Source organism: Lacrimispora sphenoides (assembly GCF_900105215.1).
GTDB lineage: Bacteria > Bacillota > Clostridia > Lachnospirales > Lachnospiraceae > Lacrimispora > Lacrimispora sphenoides_A.
This window is the reverse complement of record NZ_FOIP01000002.1, coordinates 572724-591766: the sequence shown is the minus strand read 5'-3', so window position 1 is coordinate 591766 and position 19043 is coordinate 572724. Positions and strand designations below refer to the sequence as shown.

The 19043-nt window shown below is 41.3% G+C and carries 16 protein-coding genes; all 16 read right to left on the bottom strand.

Annotated features, from left to right (window positions below):
* Positions 1-111: 111 nt before the first annotated feature.
* The 16 genes from BMW45_RS19510 to BMW45_RS19435 all read right to left on the bottom strand — a co-directional run bounded on the left by BMW45_RS19510 (position 112) and on the right by BMW45_RS19435 (position 19032).
* Complete coding sequence (locus tag BMW45_RS19510; protein ID WP_092247884.1) at positions 112-2019, bottom strand: PTS fructose transporter subunit IIABC; 1908 nt, start codon at positions 2017-2019, stop codon at positions 112-114.
* A 546-nt stretch (positions 2020-2565) separates the two neighbouring features.
* Positions 2566-3003, bottom strand: a complete 438-nt coding sequence (locus BMW45_RS19505; protein ID WP_092247881.1) for a GNAT family N-acetyltransferase — start codon at positions 3001-3003, stop codon at positions 2566-2568.
* A 26-nt stretch (positions 3004-3029) separates the two neighbouring features.
* Positions 3030-3887, bottom strand: a complete 858-nt coding sequence (locus BMW45_RS19500; RefSeq protein ID WP_092247878.1) for a YitT family protein — start codon at positions 3885-3887, stop codon at positions 3030-3032.
* A gap of 190 nt (positions 3888-4077) precedes the next feature.
* The gene (locus tag BMW45_RS19495) at positions 4078-4749 is read right to left on the bottom strand and encodes a FadR/GntR family transcriptional regulator (protein WP_025232248.1); all 672 of its coding nucleotides are present in this window, start codon (positions 4747-4749) and stop codon (positions 4078-4080) included.
* Positions 4750-4872: 123 nt separating this feature from the next.
* The gene (locus tag BMW45_RS19490) at positions 4873-6975 is read right to left on the bottom strand and encodes an ADP-ribosylglycohydrolase family protein (RefSeq protein ID WP_092247875.1); all 2103 of its coding nucleotides are present in this window, start codon (positions 6973-6975) and stop codon (positions 4873-4875) included.
* 62 nt (positions 6976-7037) lie between these two features.
* The gene (locus BMW45_RS19485; RefSeq protein ID WP_242883170.1) at positions 7038-8027 is read right to left on the bottom strand and encodes an ADP-ribosylglycohydrolase family protein; all 990 of its coding nucleotides are present in this window, start codon (positions 8025-8027) and stop codon (positions 7038-7040) included.
* A gap of 20 nt (positions 8028-8047) precedes the next feature.
* On the bottom strand, positions 8048-9523 hold the full coding sequence (locus tag BMW45_RS19480; RefSeq protein ID WP_092247872.1) for an extracellular solute-binding protein: 1476 nt from the start codon (positions 9521-9523) through the stop codon (positions 8048-8050).
* 62 nt (positions 9524-9585) lie between these two features.
* Positions 9586-10473, bottom strand: a complete 888-nt coding sequence (locus BMW45_RS19475) for a carbohydrate ABC transporter permease (protein WP_092247869.1) — start codon at positions 10471-10473, stop codon at positions 9586-9588.
* A 10-nt stretch (positions 10474-10483) separates the two neighbouring features.
* The gene (locus BMW45_RS19470; protein WP_092247865.1) at positions 10484-11404 is read right to left on the bottom strand and encodes an ABC transporter permease; all 921 of its coding nucleotides are present in this window, start codon (positions 11402-11404) and stop codon (positions 10484-10486) included.
* A 17-nt stretch (positions 11405-11421) separates the two neighbouring features.
* Entirely contained in the window at positions 11422-11742 is a 321-nt protein-coding gene (locus BMW45_RS19465; RefSeq protein ID WP_025232242.1) for a DUF4387 domain-containing protein, read from the bottom strand.
* Positions 11743-11761: 19 nt separating this feature from the next.
* On the bottom strand, positions 11762-13126 hold the full coding sequence (locus BMW45_RS19460; RefSeq protein WP_092247862.1) for an acyclic terpene utilization AtuA family protein: 1365 nt from the start codon (positions 13124-13126) through the stop codon (positions 11762-11764).
* A gap of 122 nt (positions 13127-13248) precedes the next feature.
* Positions 13249-13560 carry a PTS sugar transporter subunit IIB gene (locus BMW45_RS19455; RefSeq protein ID WP_092247859.1) on the bottom strand — a complete coding sequence of 104 codons (312 nt, stop codon included), beginning with the start codon at positions 13558-13560 and terminating at the stop codon, positions 13249-13251.
* 103 nt (positions 13561-13663) lie between these two features.
* Complete coding sequence (locus BMW45_RS19450; RefSeq protein ID WP_166433491.1) at positions 13664-14497, bottom strand: alpha/beta fold hydrolase; 834 nt, start codon at positions 14495-14497, stop codon at positions 13664-13666.
* A 296-nt stretch (positions 14498-14793) separates the two neighbouring features.
* Complete coding sequence (locus BMW45_RS19445) at positions 14794-15846, bottom strand: DUF5692 family protein (protein WP_092247852.1); 1053 nt, start codon at positions 15844-15846, stop codon at positions 14794-14796.
* 133 nt (positions 15847-15979) lie between these two features.
* On the bottom strand, positions 15980-16321 hold the full coding sequence (locus tag BMW45_RS19440) for a hydrogenase maturation nickel metallochaperone HypA (protein ID WP_054789404.1): 342 nt from the start codon (positions 16319-16321) through the stop codon (positions 15980-15982).
* Between the two features lie 20 nt (positions 16322-16341).
* A complete protein-coding gene (locus BMW45_RS19435; RefSeq protein WP_242883168.1) occupies positions 16342-19032 on the bottom strand; it encodes an FAD-dependent oxidoreductase in 2691 nt (896 codons plus the stop codon).
* Between the last annotated feature and the right edge of the window lie 11 nt (positions 19033-19043).

The following is a 19043-nucleotide window of genomic DNA, read 5'->3' as shown; positions in this document are numbered from 1 at the left end:
TCGCCATTATCATATCAGAGGAGGAAATCATATGTCAATCTATCATTCTTTCGATCGATCTTAACCGGTGCAATGCCTCTGTTCCGGTTATCCTTGCCGCAGTTGATACAATTAGTTTCGTTTTAATTTAAGACGCTTTAAAGTTATACAGACAATTGCAGTCACCACAGTTCCCGCAGCCATACAGATCAGCCCCATAAACGGCTTGTTCACTGCTCCCAGGATCAGCACAATTGGGCCGCCATGAGCAACAGAATCTGTAATGCCGAATAAGAATCCCATCGTACATGCCACTACGGATCCAATCATATTGGCCGGAATGACGGCCAGCGGATCGCCCGCAGCAAACGGGATAGCTCCCTCGGAAATTCCCACCAGGCCCATGGCAAGAGCCGCCTTTCCGTTGGCAGTTTCCTCAGGAAGAAACAGCTGGTGCTTACGGTCTAAGAATGTAGCCAGCGCCATGCCTAACGGTGCAACCGGAATCGCCATAGCCTGAGCTCCCATAAACTGAGGCTGTCCTTCGGCAATTAAACCAACCGAGAACATGAATGCCACCTTGCCAAAGGGACCGCCCATGTCAAAGCCCTGCATCAGACCGATTGTAATACCAAGCAAAATCATACTTCCGGCGGACATGCTTTCCAGCATGGCGTAAAGAGCCGTCATCAGTGACGAAATGGGTGCTCCGATAATAAATATAAATACAAATGCGATAAACAAAGATCCAATAATAGGAATAATCATGATCGGAACCAACGGCCTGATCATCTCCGGCCAACGAAATTTCTTCATCCACCTTACAAAGTATCCGGTCAGAAAACCAGCCACAATGGCTCCGATAAAGCCGGTTCCGGCTGACGCTCCGTAAAAAGAACCGTTGTTGGCGATCCAGCCGCCAATCATGCCAGGAGCCAGAGCCGCCCTGTCACCGATAGCAAATGCTATGTAGCCGGCGAGAATCGGGATCATCAATGTAAATCCGGCGCTTCCCACTGCAGAAATCTGATTCCAGAAGCTGCCTTCGGGGATCACAAGACCCTGGGGTGTGGGTTTTCCTCCCACTGCCAGTGCAACTGCAATCAGCAGGCCACCGATTACCACAAACGGGATCATAAAGGAGACTCCGTTCATCAACGCTTTGTACAGCATCTTTCCACTAAGCGCACCGGCAGGTTCCTCCGCCTTCCCACTGGCTGCCTGCTGAACACGCTCTGTGGACCTCCCGCCAAAAACCGGGGCCTTTCCATCCAGAACCTTTCTGATCAGCTCCGTCGGATGGTCGATTCCTTCCTTTACGGTGGTGGTAACTACCTGTTTTCCCCGGAAACGTTCCATATCCGTCTCCTTGTCGCTTGCAATGATTATCCCCTCAGCTCGTTCAATCTCTTCCCTGGTGGGAACATTTTCCGTGCCGATGGAACCGTTTGTTTCCACCTTTATGGATACGCCCATCTCCTCAGCAGCTTTTGCCAACGCTTTCGCCGCCAGATACGTATGTGCTACTCCTACCGTACAGCCGGTCACCCCGATTAAAAACCGTTCAGACCCTTTGTTCTCTGTCCGCACCTCCTCTGTGCAAAGTGCCGCCAGAATATCTTCCGGCCGTTTTGCCTCCTTTAGATATTCCAGGCAATCACAATCCAGCAAACGGGAAGTAATACCGCTTAACAGTGTAATATGCGTGTCGTCCGCATTGTTTGGCATAGCGATGAGAAAGATGATATGGCTGACCGGGCTCCCCTCTTCGAACCGGATTCCCCGTTTGGATATTCCAATTGCCACCGCCGGTCTCAGTACTGCATCCGATTTTCCGTGAGGCAATGCCACTCCGTTCTCCAGATTTGTGGGTACCTGTGCCTCTCGTTCCAATACATTCTGAATATAGATGGCTTTATCCTTCAGTACATGTTCCTTATAGAGAAGTTCCGCCAACTCCTCTATCGCCGCATTCTTATCCCCTGCCTGCATGTTAACTTTGATCAGCTTAGGCGAGAGAAACTTTGTTATATCCCCCATTTTGATTCCTCCTGATTATAATAATTTTCTGCGGTTTCGTATCTTTCTATGTATCATGTTCCGGCTCCACCCATTCAATACTGCTGTTCGTACCTCCTTTACACTGATTCAGGTGCTACTTCCCCGCCGTATTCAATAAATCAACTATAGCACCATTTTGATTTATTGTCAATCATTTTGATTCATATTGATTCATTTCAATTCTTTATGATTCACACTCATAGAGATTCTCTTTTTTTCTGCAAAAAAATAAAGAACGGTTACCACGCCGTTCTCTATTTTTACTCTGTAAGATGTAAGCAGTCTGATCTCTTTTTTGTCCCTGTATCTAAACGCGGCTTATGCCAGTATAATAATCCTGGTCTCATAAGGTTTTTTGTCTGCAGGGTACCATGCACATTCTGTTTCCGGATTTCCGGACAGGGCCTCATTGATATGTTTCAGATTCTGATTTCTTTATAAAACAAAAGGCGCTGCATAAAATTGATACTATTTACTATAGCTTAAGCTTATAAATACGATATACATATCTCACAATACTTCTATTTATATTTTTTTATTCATAAACACAAGGGTTGAATCAGTTTCATATCCATTTTTATTGTAAAATCCTTCAGTCCTTGGGTCTTTCAACGTGAGTAAGTTAATATTTTCTATCCCTCTTCTCTTAACATCCTGTTGAAGCAAAGACAGCATTTTTGTTCCTAGCCCCATTCTGCTAAAATCTACAGAAATTACAAAATCCTGTATATGAAATTCTTTAACTCCTAAATAGGAGATTATGTATCCCATTAAAAATCCAACTATATTTCCATCTTGTCGAGCTTCATATCCTAGAGCCATCGGATTCTGAAGATAATCATTTATCCTCATACCAGCCATATCCAATGTCCACGTTTCATTCCAAGGTTTCAAACGAAAAGACTTTACATATAGTTCTAAGATTTCTTCTGAAACATTTCCTTGAATAATTTTTAATTCCATAATAAACCTCCCCTCATTGTAAAATATTATAAATATTTTTTTCCTATACTAAATCCTCTGCCTCTTACCTCATTAACATGGCTAATAATAACAAAGGCCTCTTCGTCTATTTCATGAATCAGCTTTTCAAATTTAGATAAATCATTATTAGAAATAACCGTTAGTAAAATATCCATCTCTCTTTCCAGATATCCTGATTTACTATGCAAAAGCGTGACTCCTCTATCAAATTTCGAAATTATTGCATCTTTTATTTCCGATGATTTGCCGCTTATTACTTTTATCTGTATTTTATTTGTACCAAGTATAAGAAGTTTATCTAAAACGATGGAATAAATCATAACTAAAACAATGCCATAAAGAATTTTATTTTTATCACTAAAAGCTACCTGCAGAGCAAGTATGATACAGTCGCCTACGTATAAACTGACAGATACTGGAATATGCATATATTTGTTCAAAATTAAAGGCGGTATACTCATTCCTCCAGTACTTGCCCCAACTCTGATTACAAGAGCAATCGCACTTCCTATACAAATTCCTCCAAATATTGTACATAAAAAAATGTCATCTGTAATTACAAAATTTGCGAACAGTTTTTGCAGTACTTCTAAAGATAATGGAAAGAATAATGTACTGATCAGTGTAGTTAACGCGAATTTTTTTCCCAAAACAAACAATCCTATCATAAACATAATTACATTAAAAACTAATACAATACTTGATATAGGTAATTTTGTATAATGATTAACAGCAATTGCAATCCCAGTAGTTCCTCCGGTAATCAAACCTGAAGGCATAATAAAAAACACAATTCCTACCGCATAAATAAAATTCCCTAATATGATCGTTAAAATTTCCAATACTAATCTTCCCTTTTTCATCCTATCCTCCAAAAAAAAACACGTTTGCTAAGATTTTCCCTAGCAAACGTGGATCAAGGCATATGCCTAATATCTAAAAATTTATTTTTTATAATAATAACATAATCACTTTAAAAACTCAACAACAATCGTATACTTTTTTAATAAGATCATCTATGATGAACAGATACCCGATGAACTCATTTTACTCTCAATCGTTTTTGATATTTTGTAATACATTTTCAAGATGGCTTACCACTGCTGCTTTTGCCTTTTCTTTATCTCTTTCCTTAAGAGCTTGAATGATCTCACAATGTTCTTTATATATTTCCTGTCTGCGGTTTGTATTCTTAGTTGTATGGGTAACAACCTCATCAATGATATCATAATAGGAATCAATAAAATTCATAAATATCGCATTATGGGAAAGCTCTGCAAGACGATAGTGAAAATAGTGATCGATGGAACGCGCTCCTTTTTTCTTGTCTGTTTCTGAAATCAAATCATATAATTCTACAATCTCTTCATCCGATGCAGTTTCAATGATTTTCTCCACAGTCCTTTGTTCCAAGCATATACGCATTTCAATTAAATCGCTGTAAGTACCTTCTTTTAGTGTAATTCCCGCAGGAACATTCAAAATTTCCGAAATATTCGGATTAACAAATGTACCCTCTTTCGGCTTTCTACAGATATAATTTCTTGCTTGTAATATCGTTAGGGCTTCTCTTAGAATTCCTCTGCTTACGCAGAATTCATCAGCCAGATCAAGTTCATTTGGTAATTTATCTCCAGGTTTTAAAGTACCGTCTTTTATCTGTTCCATTATAACCCGTACAACTTTATCTGATAGTCTTTCATTCTCAATTGGAGCAAAACCCATATTGATACCTCGCTTTATCTCTAACTTAACATTTAAAAGGTCTAACACATTAATTATACCTGAATTAATAGATAAGTCAACGAATTGCGTCGACCTCTTCCTTGTCAGGAGTGGAACTGGCCGCTAAATCTCCATAATTTCAAAATCACCAAATAATGTTCTCCCCATGCCAATGGAACCACAGCCAAACATGCCGTACCGGAAGCTGTCATCCTTCATCTCTATTATTTTCTCATCATCAATGGACAAGGTAATCATATCACCAACCGCTTCCAGAGTTAGTTTATAAGCAGTACCAAGTTTCCAGGCAAAATCAGTTTCTATCATTTTTTTATAACCAAAATCATTTTTATAAATTGCGGCTTTACCCTCTTCTGAAAATCCGGCAATATATCCACGCATTGCACCTTGAGCACGGATTTGTAACAGGTGGCTTTCCCCATTGATCGGAGTAACCGGTACTGTCACCCTTACATCTTTTGAAAAATAATTACCGGCATAGGCAAAGGCCGGCTCACACCTCATTAGAGACAGCTTATCTCCGTCCTTTCCCCAGGCTCCATGATTGACAGAAAATGGGGTAATTGTACCAAATTCATTTCGCTGCTTTGCAATTTTAACTGTATACTTACTTTTACCTGTAATAAAAAATTCGTCTAAGTATAAGAATCCCAGGGTTTTGGCTTTTGCAATGGAATAACCTTCCATTACAATACCTACTTCATCAATTAAATCCCCGTCTACCTCCGGTATCACAAAGGTCACGTCAATCCATTCCCCCTGCACTAATTTAATATATCCCTGTAAATGCTCTTTTTTATCGCTCATAGAACGAACATAAGGCGCTATCCCAAGTGTTTCCCAGCCATTCCACTGATCCAGATAAAGCTTCATAGATACTGTCTGGCCCGGATATACCGTAGGCGTAAATACCGGCATATAACGCTCATCAGAAAATTCTTCCCGGCGGTAAAAAGGTTTATAGAACAGCTTACATTGATTTCCGCGTGTCATCCGATCGACTAATATCTTTAACGAACCGTTTCCTTTATATGCTACATCAGTGGAATGGCTTGCAGTACAATAAAATGAATTAGATACCCGCATATTATGAGTAGATCCCGGAAGTTCAAAATCAAAATGAACTTCTCCTTCTTTTATACTATCAAGCAGAGAGACCGGAGCTTCTTCCTCAGCCAGTCTGTAACCCAGCAGAGCAACCTCTTTCGCGTAAGTAGGTACATCCAGATTGTTTAAATAACCGGAAATTCCAGATAGAATAATGCCATCATTCATTGGCTTACGATACTTTTTCGGCAGTCCTTCGATCCCACACATAACACCCAGCACGGTTCCTACATTACCTGCATTACAGTCTGTATCCCAGCCGCACATGGTGGCAATTTCAACGGTCCTTGCAAAATCTCCATTCCCATATACCATGGATAATGCACATACACCTGCGTTAGGTATAATATGGCAGACACCGCCGTATTTATCATATCCCCAATCACGCACCAGCATGTTATAACAATCCCGCCAATTATTGTTTTTTTTATAAAAATCAAGGACTTCATTAACAACCTTTGCATATATGCTATGACCAGGGATTTGTGACAGCCCCACTTGAATAATTTCATGGATATCCTGGCACCGAAAGGCATTGGCAATACATGCACAGAAGAAACGGGCACCATAAATTCCTTCTCCATCATGGGACACACTGGCGGCACTCTGCCCGAATTCTGCTGCTTTGTCCGGCTGGCACGGATTTACCAGTCCCCAGGTATCAATAAATATCTGGCCTCCGATCTGTTCAGCAAGTAATTGGCCATTTTGATTCATGGACCCGGATTGCGGTGCAGGAATACCTTGCTTTAAGTTTAAGTATGCAGTATGCTCCGTACTGATACCATAGCCGCCCCACCAGAACATGCTGACACCCTCACGGGCATAATTCAGCCATGCCCTGGCAACATCCTGGGGTTTTAAATTACCGTCTTTTGCATCATCATATAAAGCCCGAAGAAAATAAACCGGCCCATTCACATCATCATCTGCAGCAAAATTTTTATAGTCCTTTACATAATCCGTAATTTCGCCATATGTATTTAAAATACGTTCATAAGTCCATATGGTCGGCTCTACAGGAGCCCCTAAACGAATACCAATATTCATCCCCAGAAATCCGGAATATACCTTTTCCAAATATTTATCAGGTATCATATTCTCATTCTCCTTTGATAACTATGACCTGTCTGTCAATCAGACAGACAGGCCATATGATATTATTTAATTAAGGCTGCTAATTTGGCTGCGCGGTCAAAGATATCAATTCCTTTTGTAAAACCTAAACAGGTTCCGGAAGGATATCTGGTTTTTTGCAGCCACTTCTCCGGTATGCCTTTTGCACCGTATTTTGCTCCAAGAACAGCCCCTGCTACAGCTCCAATGGTATCAGCATCCCGTCCAAAATTACCGGCGAGAATCAAACCTGACTTAAAACTGTCATGTTCTAATTTTAAGCACCCAAATACTTCCGGCAGCGCCTCTGCCACCGTAGAACGGTGTGTGGAGAATAATTCATAATGCAATGGCATCCAGGCATCTGCAATATCACCTTTTGCATCATCTACAATTTTAAAGGCACGTAATAATGTTTCCCTGAACCAGGACCCTTCCGGTGCAGTTTTTAAAACAGCGTCTAAAATTTCGTCCATGGAAGCATCAACCATTGCCAAGGATACTGCAACAGCAACGGCCTGTGCTCCCCAGACACCATCCATATGATGGCTTACGCTGGCATCAATTTCCGCCAGTCTGGCTGCTCTTTCCGGATCACCTGCGCATAGGATACCAATTGGGCCGCTTCTCATCGCAGCACCATCGCTTAAATAGTAAGCATTGAACCTTCCTGATTCCGGCGGACGCATGCCTCTCCGCAGATTATTGCATGCTTCCACTTCGCTGACACCGCCACGTTTCAGCTCATCTTCTGTTGCCACATGTCTTAACCACATATTTACTACATCTTCTGAGGTAAAATCACCGCCGGCTTCAATCATAGTTTCAGCCGTCAAAAGGGCAAATTCCGTATCGTCCGTACTCCAGGAAGAACCCTTATTAAAATCTGTAGTTATTCCATAATCTCTTTGGTTTTCCGGGCTTCTTGCAGCATCCCCGAAGGAGTCACCGATCGCCAAACCACCGAGTGAACCGATTGCTTTATCCAGAGCAACTTCTTTATTTTGAATCAGATATTCTCTTGTTAACATCATACATTCCTTTCTTCTCTTGATTATTTCAATATCGTGTTCGCATATTCTGTAATTTCTGCTCCGCCTAACGCATTCCAATCTGCAACAAATAGATCGAAATCATCAATGGAACGGTTACCGCTTATTACATCCGCTGCAAATTCTATGTAAAGTGCCTGACTTGCATCCCAGTTTGTTGCATATTCATCCGGTATAACAAATGCATTGTCAAAAGAAGAATAGGTATTGACCATATCTAAAGATTTAAGGGCTGCTTCGCTAAAATACGGAGTCTTACTTGATATGGGCGCATCAAAATTTGCAATTGATTCATGGAAACGAGGCCACCATTCCGATATTTTATCGGTTAATACAATTTCATTATTCTCTATATTGTATTCTTCACCTTCGTAACCCAATTTATCGAGAAGCTGACCTTCCTTACCGGCCATATACTCTAATACTGCAAAAGCAACATCCTTATTTTCAGAATATTTGCTGATTGCCCAGCCGCGGGATTCCTTACTGACATCACCTGGAGTATATCCTTGTGCTGCACCTTTTGCCGGCGGAAGAATAACCAGCTTAGCATTTTCACCATTTTGTGTTACCATCTTATTATTGTAAACATTAACGACACTGCCTTGGGTTCCGCTTACAACTCCAACTTCGCCATTATAAAAGGCACTTTCTTTTGTATCCCACTTTTTTGTCAGCCATTCATTATCCAATAAGCCCTCTTTATAAAGCTCTGCATAAAATGCCAATTTTTCTTTTTCTGCATTTGTAACTTTACTGTAAACAAACTTTTCACCTTCTTTTATCCAGGTTGCCTTAACCCCAAAGGCCAGGTTAAATACGGTATCCAGCTCGGATATATCTCCGGGAACAGTAAATGCTGCTTTTAAATTGTTGTTCTCTTTTAATTCCTGGAAGAATGCTTTATAATTGTCCGTAGAAGGATTATCCAAAAGTGCTTTACTTGATTTTGCTGCATCAAACCAGTCTTGTCTCACAACCGGAACCTTTATTCTATCCGGTGACAACCATAAAAGATATGGATAGTTCGCTAATCTTTCCTTGTTAAATGGCTGCATTAATGCTTTAACATTCGTTGAATTATTGACATATTGAGTCAAGTCTTCCAAGATTCCCTGGGTAATGGCAAATTGATAATCGCCGCCCTGGAAATACATCAGATCCGGAATTTCACCGCTTTGAAGCAGCAGACTCATACTTTCTGAATAAGTACCATCAGAGATCGGTGCCAGTTCAATATGTACTTCCCGGCCAAGCTCTTTTGATACACCGCTGCTTACTGCCTCCAGAAATTTTACGGAAACTTCATCATCTGCTGATAAATCCTTTATTACTGCCTTAATTGTTACAGATGATGAATCATTCGTGCTATCCTGTGTGCTCTGTACATTGGAACCGGAATCAATCTTTTTTCCGCAGCCAGCCAGGGACAGTATTGCCATTCCCATAACTAATAAATATGAAATTGTTTTTTTCATTGCATACCCTCCATATAATCAATATAATTTTTTCTATGCCTTCCCGCAAAGCAAACGATTATCTACTCTTTCACACCTCCTGACATAACACCATTCGTATAGTATTTAAGAATAATAGGATATAATAATAAAATTGGTACAACAGCCACTACAATGGTTGCAGCTTTTAAGGAAGCGTTATCCAGTTGCGCAATATTATTATTCGCTAAAATATTGGATGCACCGACAATTACCTGTGAATCTGAATTAACAACAAATTGTCTTAAAAGCACCTGTAAAACAGTATGATTTTTGCTGGTTAAAAAGATACTGGATTTAAAAAATTCATTCCAGCGGAACACCGCATAAAACATTCCTACCGTAATTAATGGGATTCTGCATAAAGGAATCATGATCTTAAATAAAATGTTATAATGCCCAGCTCCATCAATTCTTGCAGCTTCCTGAATGGAAGCCGGAACCTCTTCCATAAATCTCATTAATATGATCAGATAATAGACATTTACACTTCTGTAAATAACCATGGAAAACAGATTATCCAATAAATGAATATTTTTCATCAAAAAATATTCCTGTACAATACCCGGCTCAAATATCATCATAATAATAAAGAAGTACATAAAGACCTTTTTACCAACCAGGCCCGGCCTTGTTAAAACATAAGCCGCACTGGATGTCAATATAATATTTAAACACACGCCGGCAACCGTAATAAATAATGAGTTCAGTATACTTCTGATTACAATAGGCTGTCCTAAAATAACCTGATAATTAACCGTGGTAAATCCTTTGGGCAGTATATCATATCCTTTCAGGCCATGAACTAAATCCGGTTGTGAAAGAGATCTTGCCAGGATATTCAATAATGGAACTAACATACATAAAGCTAAAAGCATCATAATAAAGCCGCATAGAAGTTTACCAATTGATATTTTCTTTCTTATTTTCATACCTTTCCTCCTACCATGCACCCTTACCAGTCAGCTTTTTAGAAAACAGATGGGTAGAAACAATTAAGAGTGTACCGATTACACCTTTAAATAGATTCGCTGCTGTTGCCAAGGAATACTGGGAATTTTGCAGACCAATCCGATAAACATAGGTGTCTATGATATCAATCTTAGAATTAACTGCAGCATTGGTAAAGTTCAGCACCTGATCCAGACCTGCATTCATAAAGAAACCGATATTCAAAATTAAAACAGTAACCATTGTTACAGCCAAAGCCGGCAAAACGATACTTCCAACAATCTGAAAGCGGTTAGCCCCATCTATTTTTGCTGCTTCATATAGAGTTGGATCAATCCCCATAATTGCCGTTAAATATACAATAGAATCCCACCCAATGGATCTCCAGGATTCTGATGCCAGCAGAACCCATCTTATTGAACCTTTGCTTGTTAACAAATTTACTTTTTCAAAACCTAAACCGGTCAAAACGCTGTTTAGAATCCCGGTAGAAGGGGATAAAAATTCGAACCATATTCCCGCTATTACAACCCAGGAAAGGAAATGCGGCAGATAAGAAATCACCTGTACACTCTTTCGAAAAGGACCTGCCTTGAATTCATTTAACATAATTGCAAAAATGATAGGCATCGGAAAAAACAGGAATATCTTCATCGCACTGATAATCAAAGTGTTTTCCAGTATCTGAAAAAATACCGGAGTCGAAAATAACTTTTTAAAATATGTAAATCCTACAAATACATTATCACCTTTAATCCGGTAATCATAAAAGGCCAATTTCATACCAATGATCGGAATCACATGGAATACAAAGAAATATATTAAAGTGGGCAGTAAGGTAAGATATAATAACCTATCCCGCCAGATGCGCTTTAACTTTGATTGTGCCCCCCCGGCTTTTTGTTTTGCCATCACCCGACACTCCCTTTCTAAATGCTGACTATTAATTCACTTAAAGGTGCATGTTGTTGTGCCCCATAAACATCGGTATCGTAACAAGTACCTGATGATATTTTTCTCGCAAATGTAATCTTAAACCCCAATGCCTTGTCATAAAAAACAATTTGCGTGATTTTATCCTCAGTTAACCGGTATAGATTGCAAATCGTAGTTTTATTAATAATATTACTGTCTTTTATTTTTTGATATATTACCGGATCATCAAAAAGAACATCCAGAGTAATCTCAAAAGGTCCACTATTCTTTGAACGTATTACTTTCGCGCAATCATATAAACAGCATTCCGCCATTTTTATCTCCTCCTTTCCATTACATATCAGGGTATTCAATGGGAAACATCTGACAACTATCTTCCACTTCCATTAAGTGATAAACAGAAAATTCATATACTGGACCAAATGAAATATCACTTGGCGCGAATGGGAAAGCCAGATTTCCGGCAGTTGATTTTCTTCCGATATAACCATAATGAAGTAAACTGGATCGAAGCGAACCGCATACTGCATCAGCAAGTTCCTGGGACTTTGCAATTACCTCAAAAACGATTCCGACTTCGTGGGGTAATTCTTTCGAAGGTTCCAGCTCTCCCATTACACCATTCATTCCATAATTAATAAAGTGAATCGTATAATCTTCCTCCGGTATATCCGAATAATAAGTTCTGACTTGTTCTTCTGCAAGTCTCTCTATTTCCTCTAACCGTGATATCATAAGAGAATCTCTTACACCCGCTACCACAAAGGTTCTGTAGGCAACTTTCATGGCTCCCTCTAATTTAATACAGTAAGGATTCGATTGTTCAATCCTGCTTCCGGTTACAAATACACTCTTTTCATCAACCTGTTTAAATTCACAATCTTTTAAATTTAAGGTTATTCCCGGACCATGAAGGATATATGGATGATCTTTTTCATAAAATGTATGGGCTGCCACAGAAAGAGGCGTGCAAATTCTATCATCAGATAATGGTGTAATCAAAAATCCTTCCTCTGTTATGGTTCCAAGCATGCAGTCTTTCGTAGTTCCCGGTACGGCACAAAGGGCTGCACACTCAAGAATCTTACCAGCATGATATCCATAGCTCAGCGGAAATCCGTGATACACGGCTACTGCCGCAAAGGGAGATGGGTCATAAGCTCTTCCGCAGATTATGATATCAGCTCCCGATTCTAATGCTTTTACAATCGGTTCATGCCCCATCTGAGCCACAATACCATTGGTTAATTCCAGCCGTTCTTCCGTCAACTCTTTTACAGAAAGACCCAACGGCTGAACTTTGCCATTATGTAACTTTTCTTTTACCGCTTCCTTAGGAATATCCGCCCATATGATCGCTACCTTTTGTGATTGCAATGCTTGTTCCTTAAGAATTTCTTTTATAATATTCCAGGTCCATTCAACATGAACTCTTCCCCCGCTTCCTCCGGCTGACCCGATGATTACCGGGATCCCAGCTTTTGCCCCCTCCGTAATCATGATTTCCAAGTCTTTTTTACAGGCTTTTTCACTTACAATTGCTACTCCGGCACCTAATTTATGCGGTCCTGCATCAGTACTTCCCGCATCAACAACAATCGCATCCGGTTTATAAGACATTCCTTTTAAAAAAGAGGATTTGGGATATCCATAACCAAGGATTCCACAGGGTGCCAGTATTTTTATTTCCTTTTTCATATGACCTCCAGAATTCAATGTACTATTAAAGCTCATAAGTTTATTAATCTAATTGTTTAACAATTAAATTATAGCACAATTATCCATCAAGTCAATAATTTTTAATGATTTAATATTCAAATTTACCAATCAAACTTTTCTGCCATATCATTAAATATTTTTTCACCGTTCATCATCCCATAGTCTTTCATATAAATAACCTCAACAGGAATATCCGGGTACTTTTTCATTATGGTATCCTTCATATATCCTACCTGAGGCCCAAGCAAAATTACATCACTCCCCGGGGCTGCCGACTGCAAACTATGAACAGAATAGGCTTCGCACTCTGTACCTGCATAGCCTTTCTTTTCTGATGCTGTGATAATTTTCTTGCACAGCATACTGCTTGACATACCGCCAGCACAGGCAAGTGTTATTTTAAGTTTTTTCATATTTCTGCTCCTTTTCTTCTCTTTGATTTTATTTCTATTATATCAGTACCCTCAGGCCCTTTCAATTTTTCCAGCAAGCTTGCAGTAATAACTTATTATCACGTCAATCACGCCCCGCCTCGTAAAGCTTCCACGCAACCATATCCGGCCTTGTGAGAGTATCCGTAAAGTGGTCCCCATCGCCGACAATAAGGCGGAACTGACCAAGCCGTGCCGACATATGTGGATTCCAGCCGTAGCCTTCTCCTTGCGGCAATGCATTGTCTTGGAAAAAGTACACATAGCTTTTGGATATAGACAACCCATAGAATGCTTTAAGGTCCAGCTTTTCGAAAAGCGGTCCAGCCGGCTCCGGAGTGACGCGGGCATACAGCCATCCGGCTTCTTCTAAGGTAGCCGTATTGACAAACAAATCTCGAAATAGTGGAAATGGAAGCATAATCGTATCATCCGTTGATTCCGCCCGGAGCTGCTCGAAACCCTGTCGTGTTTTTGGGGGGACCTCGTCGGCAACCGACTCTCCATCTTCCAATACGAATGCATCCCAGAATATGAGGCGCTTAATGCGGTCTGGTACCTGTTCTGCAACCTTTTGGATGACACTTCCACCGAAGCTGTGCCCAACCAGAACGAAATCACTCAGATTCCGTTTTGTTATAAAATCAACGACTGACTTTGTTATCATCTCATGAGTAACATCTTTATTCGAGTCCTTACCATGGCCTGCGTATTCTGGCGTAAATACTGTATGCCCTTGAATACACAGCACTGCTGCTACGCCATCCCAGAAGTGAGCATCAGCCCAAGAGCCATGTACAAGCACGTAAGTAAGCCGTTGCTGTGCTGGTAAAAGATATTTTTCATCCGATTCGAGAGCACCCTTGCTCCTAAGCCATCGTCCTTCAGAATAAGGGGAATTATAATAATCATAAGGCATAACCCTATCATCGTGATAAGTAAATGGGTGAATTTCTTGGGGGTAAGGAAACATGTATAAGACAACTCCTTTCATTTAGTAGCAATGTAGTAACTTATCAATTATCTTATAATATGTAAAGCACCTGCCTTAGTGAGTATAATTTTCTACAGGCACAAAAATATGCTCTCTTCTAAGTGACAAGCTTTATTATTTCACTTGTCAACCTGGAAGAGAGCATATGAGATTTCATAACAGTCCATCTATACAGTCAATCGGATATTGGCAATCCGCGACCCTACTTGATGAAGTTAAATTTACTCCGCCAAAGCCTTAATCTCCTGATACTTCTTATGATCCGTATATAATTCTCCGGTATATGGATTTCTCTTTGTCTTATACATTCTGTAAATCATATAGACAAAGACTCCGATATTTGCGAGGAGAGCCAGCAAACTCATAACAAACAAAAAAGTAGTATCCGGTGATACACCTGCCACCGGTTGGATTCCTGTTCCGGTCAATACCGTATACCCGTCAGGGGAAAGCATTCCTTCCCGTATCGCTGCTTCTGCAATAGCTTTACTGGATCGGGAATGCACCAGAAAACTGCTGGCATCCTGAAATACCGGAAACGTCTGGGCAAACATACACCATAGTGCCAGTGTCTGGGCACGATGCTGCAGCCATGCTCCCTTGCCCACTGTAAATGCACAAATTGTGGGGGCCAGTAAAAGTGCTAATCCGCAATACCATGCATGAGTCGGAAGGCAGTTATAGGTATAAGCGAAATTCCATAAATCATAGGCGATAATCCAGAACCACATCATATCAGGCCAAAGCATATCCTGGCTTTTATCCTTACTGGTCTTCTTTCGAATACAGATTCCAAACCAGCCTGTAATGGTCACAATATTTAAGAGACCTGCAATCCCGTTCATGACATTCCATGAACCACCGATATAGTACTGGACCTGGTTGTTCATAAACTCCATAACCGGTGTCGCATACTGGCTTACTTCAAAATCACGGATACAGGCTTCCAGGATATTGATCGCCAGAATTAACGGCGGGAAACACAACGCAATTTTATTATGCTGCAGCTTTTTGATATGACGGATACACCAAAAGCCAATACACCCCGCCGTAGAGGAGTAAACCTTTGCCAGATGAAACCAGTCCATATAAGAAGTATCCTTTAACGTCGTCAGCCATAAAACTGTTAAAACAACCGGAAGCACAACAAAGCAGCCAAACCCCACCCACTTAAAACGACGGCTCAATTCATTTGCGGCAAACAACGATATAAACACCCCAAGCCATACCAGTAAAACCAATATTGTAGGAACACTTTCTGAAAACACAAACATACCCATTCCTCCTTGTTTCACACGCTTCAATTTCCTTCATATTAAATTCATGAGAACGTTCTGGCATTCACCTTTGACTTTTAAATTGCGGCTCCTTCTTCCACAGTCTCCGCCGCTTCTTCGTTAGAATCCTTTAGTTACACACGATTTCCTTAATTATCATGTCGTCGCCTTCCAGGATTTCCATATCCATACTGCCGCAGCCAGGGCAATTTAAATCACTGTAAACGGCATTAAATACCCTGCCGCAGCCTTTACATTTAACAATACCGGGAATGACGATAAGTTCCAGTTCTGTTTTTTCCATAAAAGTCTTATAGGAGGCAGCAGGCCAGCTTTGCTCTAAGTATCTGGGCACGATACCGGAAAGCTCGCCAACTTCGATGACAAGCTTGCGGACCTCTGTTATATTCTGCTCCTTTACGATACGCTCAATGGTGTGGACCATAGAGTTTAATACACCAAGCTCATGCATTGTTGCCTCTCCTTTTCTTGTTAGCTTCTTCTGCCAACGCTTTCTTTGAGGGTGGTTGCAGCAATCTTTCCGGTACGAACAATGGCGTTGGCGGCAATCTTGACAGGAAGCTTTTCATAGGTATTTGGAACCGTGTTATAGGTTCGCTCTAAATGAATTGCATCAAATTTGCATTTGGTAGTACACATGCCGCAGCCAATACACATATAACTGTCGATTTCTACCGCACCGCAGCCAAGGCAGCGTTCCGTTTCTTTCTTTAACTGTTCCTCGGTGAAGGTCATACGTTCATCATAGAAGCTGCCTTTTTTCTCAGGAGAATGGCCTGGTCTCTGGCGGGGAGTCGTATCAAAATCCTGTAATCCGATAGCAACGTTATTTTTATCAAAAGCATGGTATTCCCGGCGGTCACGGCCAAAGACAAGAGACTGTCCCGGCTGTACATAACGGTGAATAGAGATTGCACCTTCTTTTCCGGCTGCAATGGCATGGATCGCAAATTGGGGTCCGGTAAAACAGTCACCGCCAACAAAAACGTCCGGTTCCGAAGTCTGTAAGGTCAGACTGTCAGCTTTGGCAGTACCGCCGCGTCTAAGCTCAACCTTACTTTCTGAGAGAAGTCCGCCCCACTCAATAGTCTGGCCAATGGAAAGCAGTACGGTATCAGCTTCCACAGTAATGGTATCATTTTCATCGTACTTTGGAGCGAAACGTTGGCCTTCATCGAATACACTGATGCAGCGCTTAAATTCTACACCGGTAACCTTTCCATCTTCTGTCAAGATGCGCTTAGGGCCCCAGCCATTATGAAAGGAAACTTTATCTTCCTCAGCCTCTGCAATCTCATCCGGTAATGCCGGCATTTCACTGGGACTTTCCAGACAGTAAAGATTGACAGCAGCAGCTCCCTGTCTTACCCCTGTACGGGCTACATCAATTGCTACATTTCCGCCGCCGATCACAACTACATTTCCGGAAAGCTCTGCCTTTCTTCCAAGGTTTACATTGCGAAGGAAATCAACGCCTGAGATAACACCGTTAGCTTCCTCCCCTTCAATGCCAAGACTTCTGCCCCCCTGTGCGCCGATTGCCAGATAGAAGGCTTCGTAACCTTCTTTCCGAAGTTCATTAAGAGTAATATCTTTTCCGACTTCAATTCCGGTTTTAAAGGCAACACCCATTTCACGCAGAACATCTATTTCAGCATTAAGAACCTCCTTTTCCAGGCGGAAGGAGGGAATACCAAGGGTAAGCATACCGCCAAGTTTTTCTTCCTTTTCAAATACGGTTACCTGATAACCATCAATTGCCAGGTAATATGCACAGGAAAGACCGGAAGGACCGGAGCCGACCACTGCGATTTTATTTCCAAGGTGATAACGCATAGGCGGGATATAGCGGATCGAACCATCCAGCTCTTTATCCGCAATAAACTTTTTGATTTCATCGATGGAAACCGGTTCATCGATATCTCCGCGGGTGCACTCGCTTTCACAGCTATGAGGACAGATGCGTCCGCAGACAGCAGGGAAAGGATTTTCTTTCTTTATCAGCTCTAATGCTTCATGGTAGCGGCCGGAAGCAGCAAGCTTTATGTAACCCTGTACGGAAATATGAGCCGGACAGGCAGTTTTACAAGGAGATGTACCTTCTTCTGTAACATCTTTACGGTTCTCACGGTAATCCACATTCCAGTTGTTTTCTCTCCAGACATGGTCACGTGCGGTAGGTTCAGCCTTTATGGCAACAGGCGTCTTGGAACAGAGTTTTTGGCCAAGTTTTAAAGCATTAACCGGACAATTTTCCACACACTGTCCGCAGGCTACACAGTTTTCCTTTTTTACCTTGGCAGTAAAGTTAGAACGTATGGAATCCGGAGTATTAAAAAGGGTTGCAAGACGCAGGGAGAAGCAGGAGCAGCCACAACAGTTGCAGATTGCCGCTGATTCACCAAGTCCGTCGGTATGGGGCATTTCATGCATCAGGCCATTATTTTCTGCAAATTTAATAATTTCTTTTGCTTCTTCCCGTGATATCTGGCGGCCTCTGCCTGTTTTTATGTAATATTCGGCACCTTCACCCATCTGGATACAGATGTCTTTTTCCAAATGGCCGCAGCCCTCATCCAGTACACGGCGTGACTGGCGGCAGGAGCAGTCAGATACCGTGAACGTATCATATTTATCCAGGTAATAAGAGAGACGTTCCCAGGGCTTTGTACCAGGGATATCCTTGATGGCCTCTTCGACTGGAATGACACGCATCATTGCCATTCCTTGAGGGAATTTTGCTGCCATAGGCGCAAGACGCAGTCTGGTATATTCTTCGAAGGCTTTGCCGATTTCAGGATGTTCATTAAGCTGTTCACGGTTATTTACCATCATTTCTAACATACCGGGGGCAAATATATTCACAAAAAACCGCTCTTTATGATCTTCCTTATCCTTCCATACTTTGGCGACTCCTGTGTAGGCCAGCTGCTCTAAGAGGGCCTTTGTCTCTTTTTTACTCTTTCCGGAGCGCTTGGCAACATACTCGAAGGTTCGGGGTTTACGCAGCCCGATAATCATAGCAATATCAGCCATGTCATCTGTTACGACACAGTTTAGAGCGTAGTATTCGGGAGAATTTTCATCGATTTTGTTCATGGCTCCGGCTATACCGCCTACCATCTTCGCCAGTCTTACAATCTTAGGTCTTAATTCACTCATAATTTCCTTTC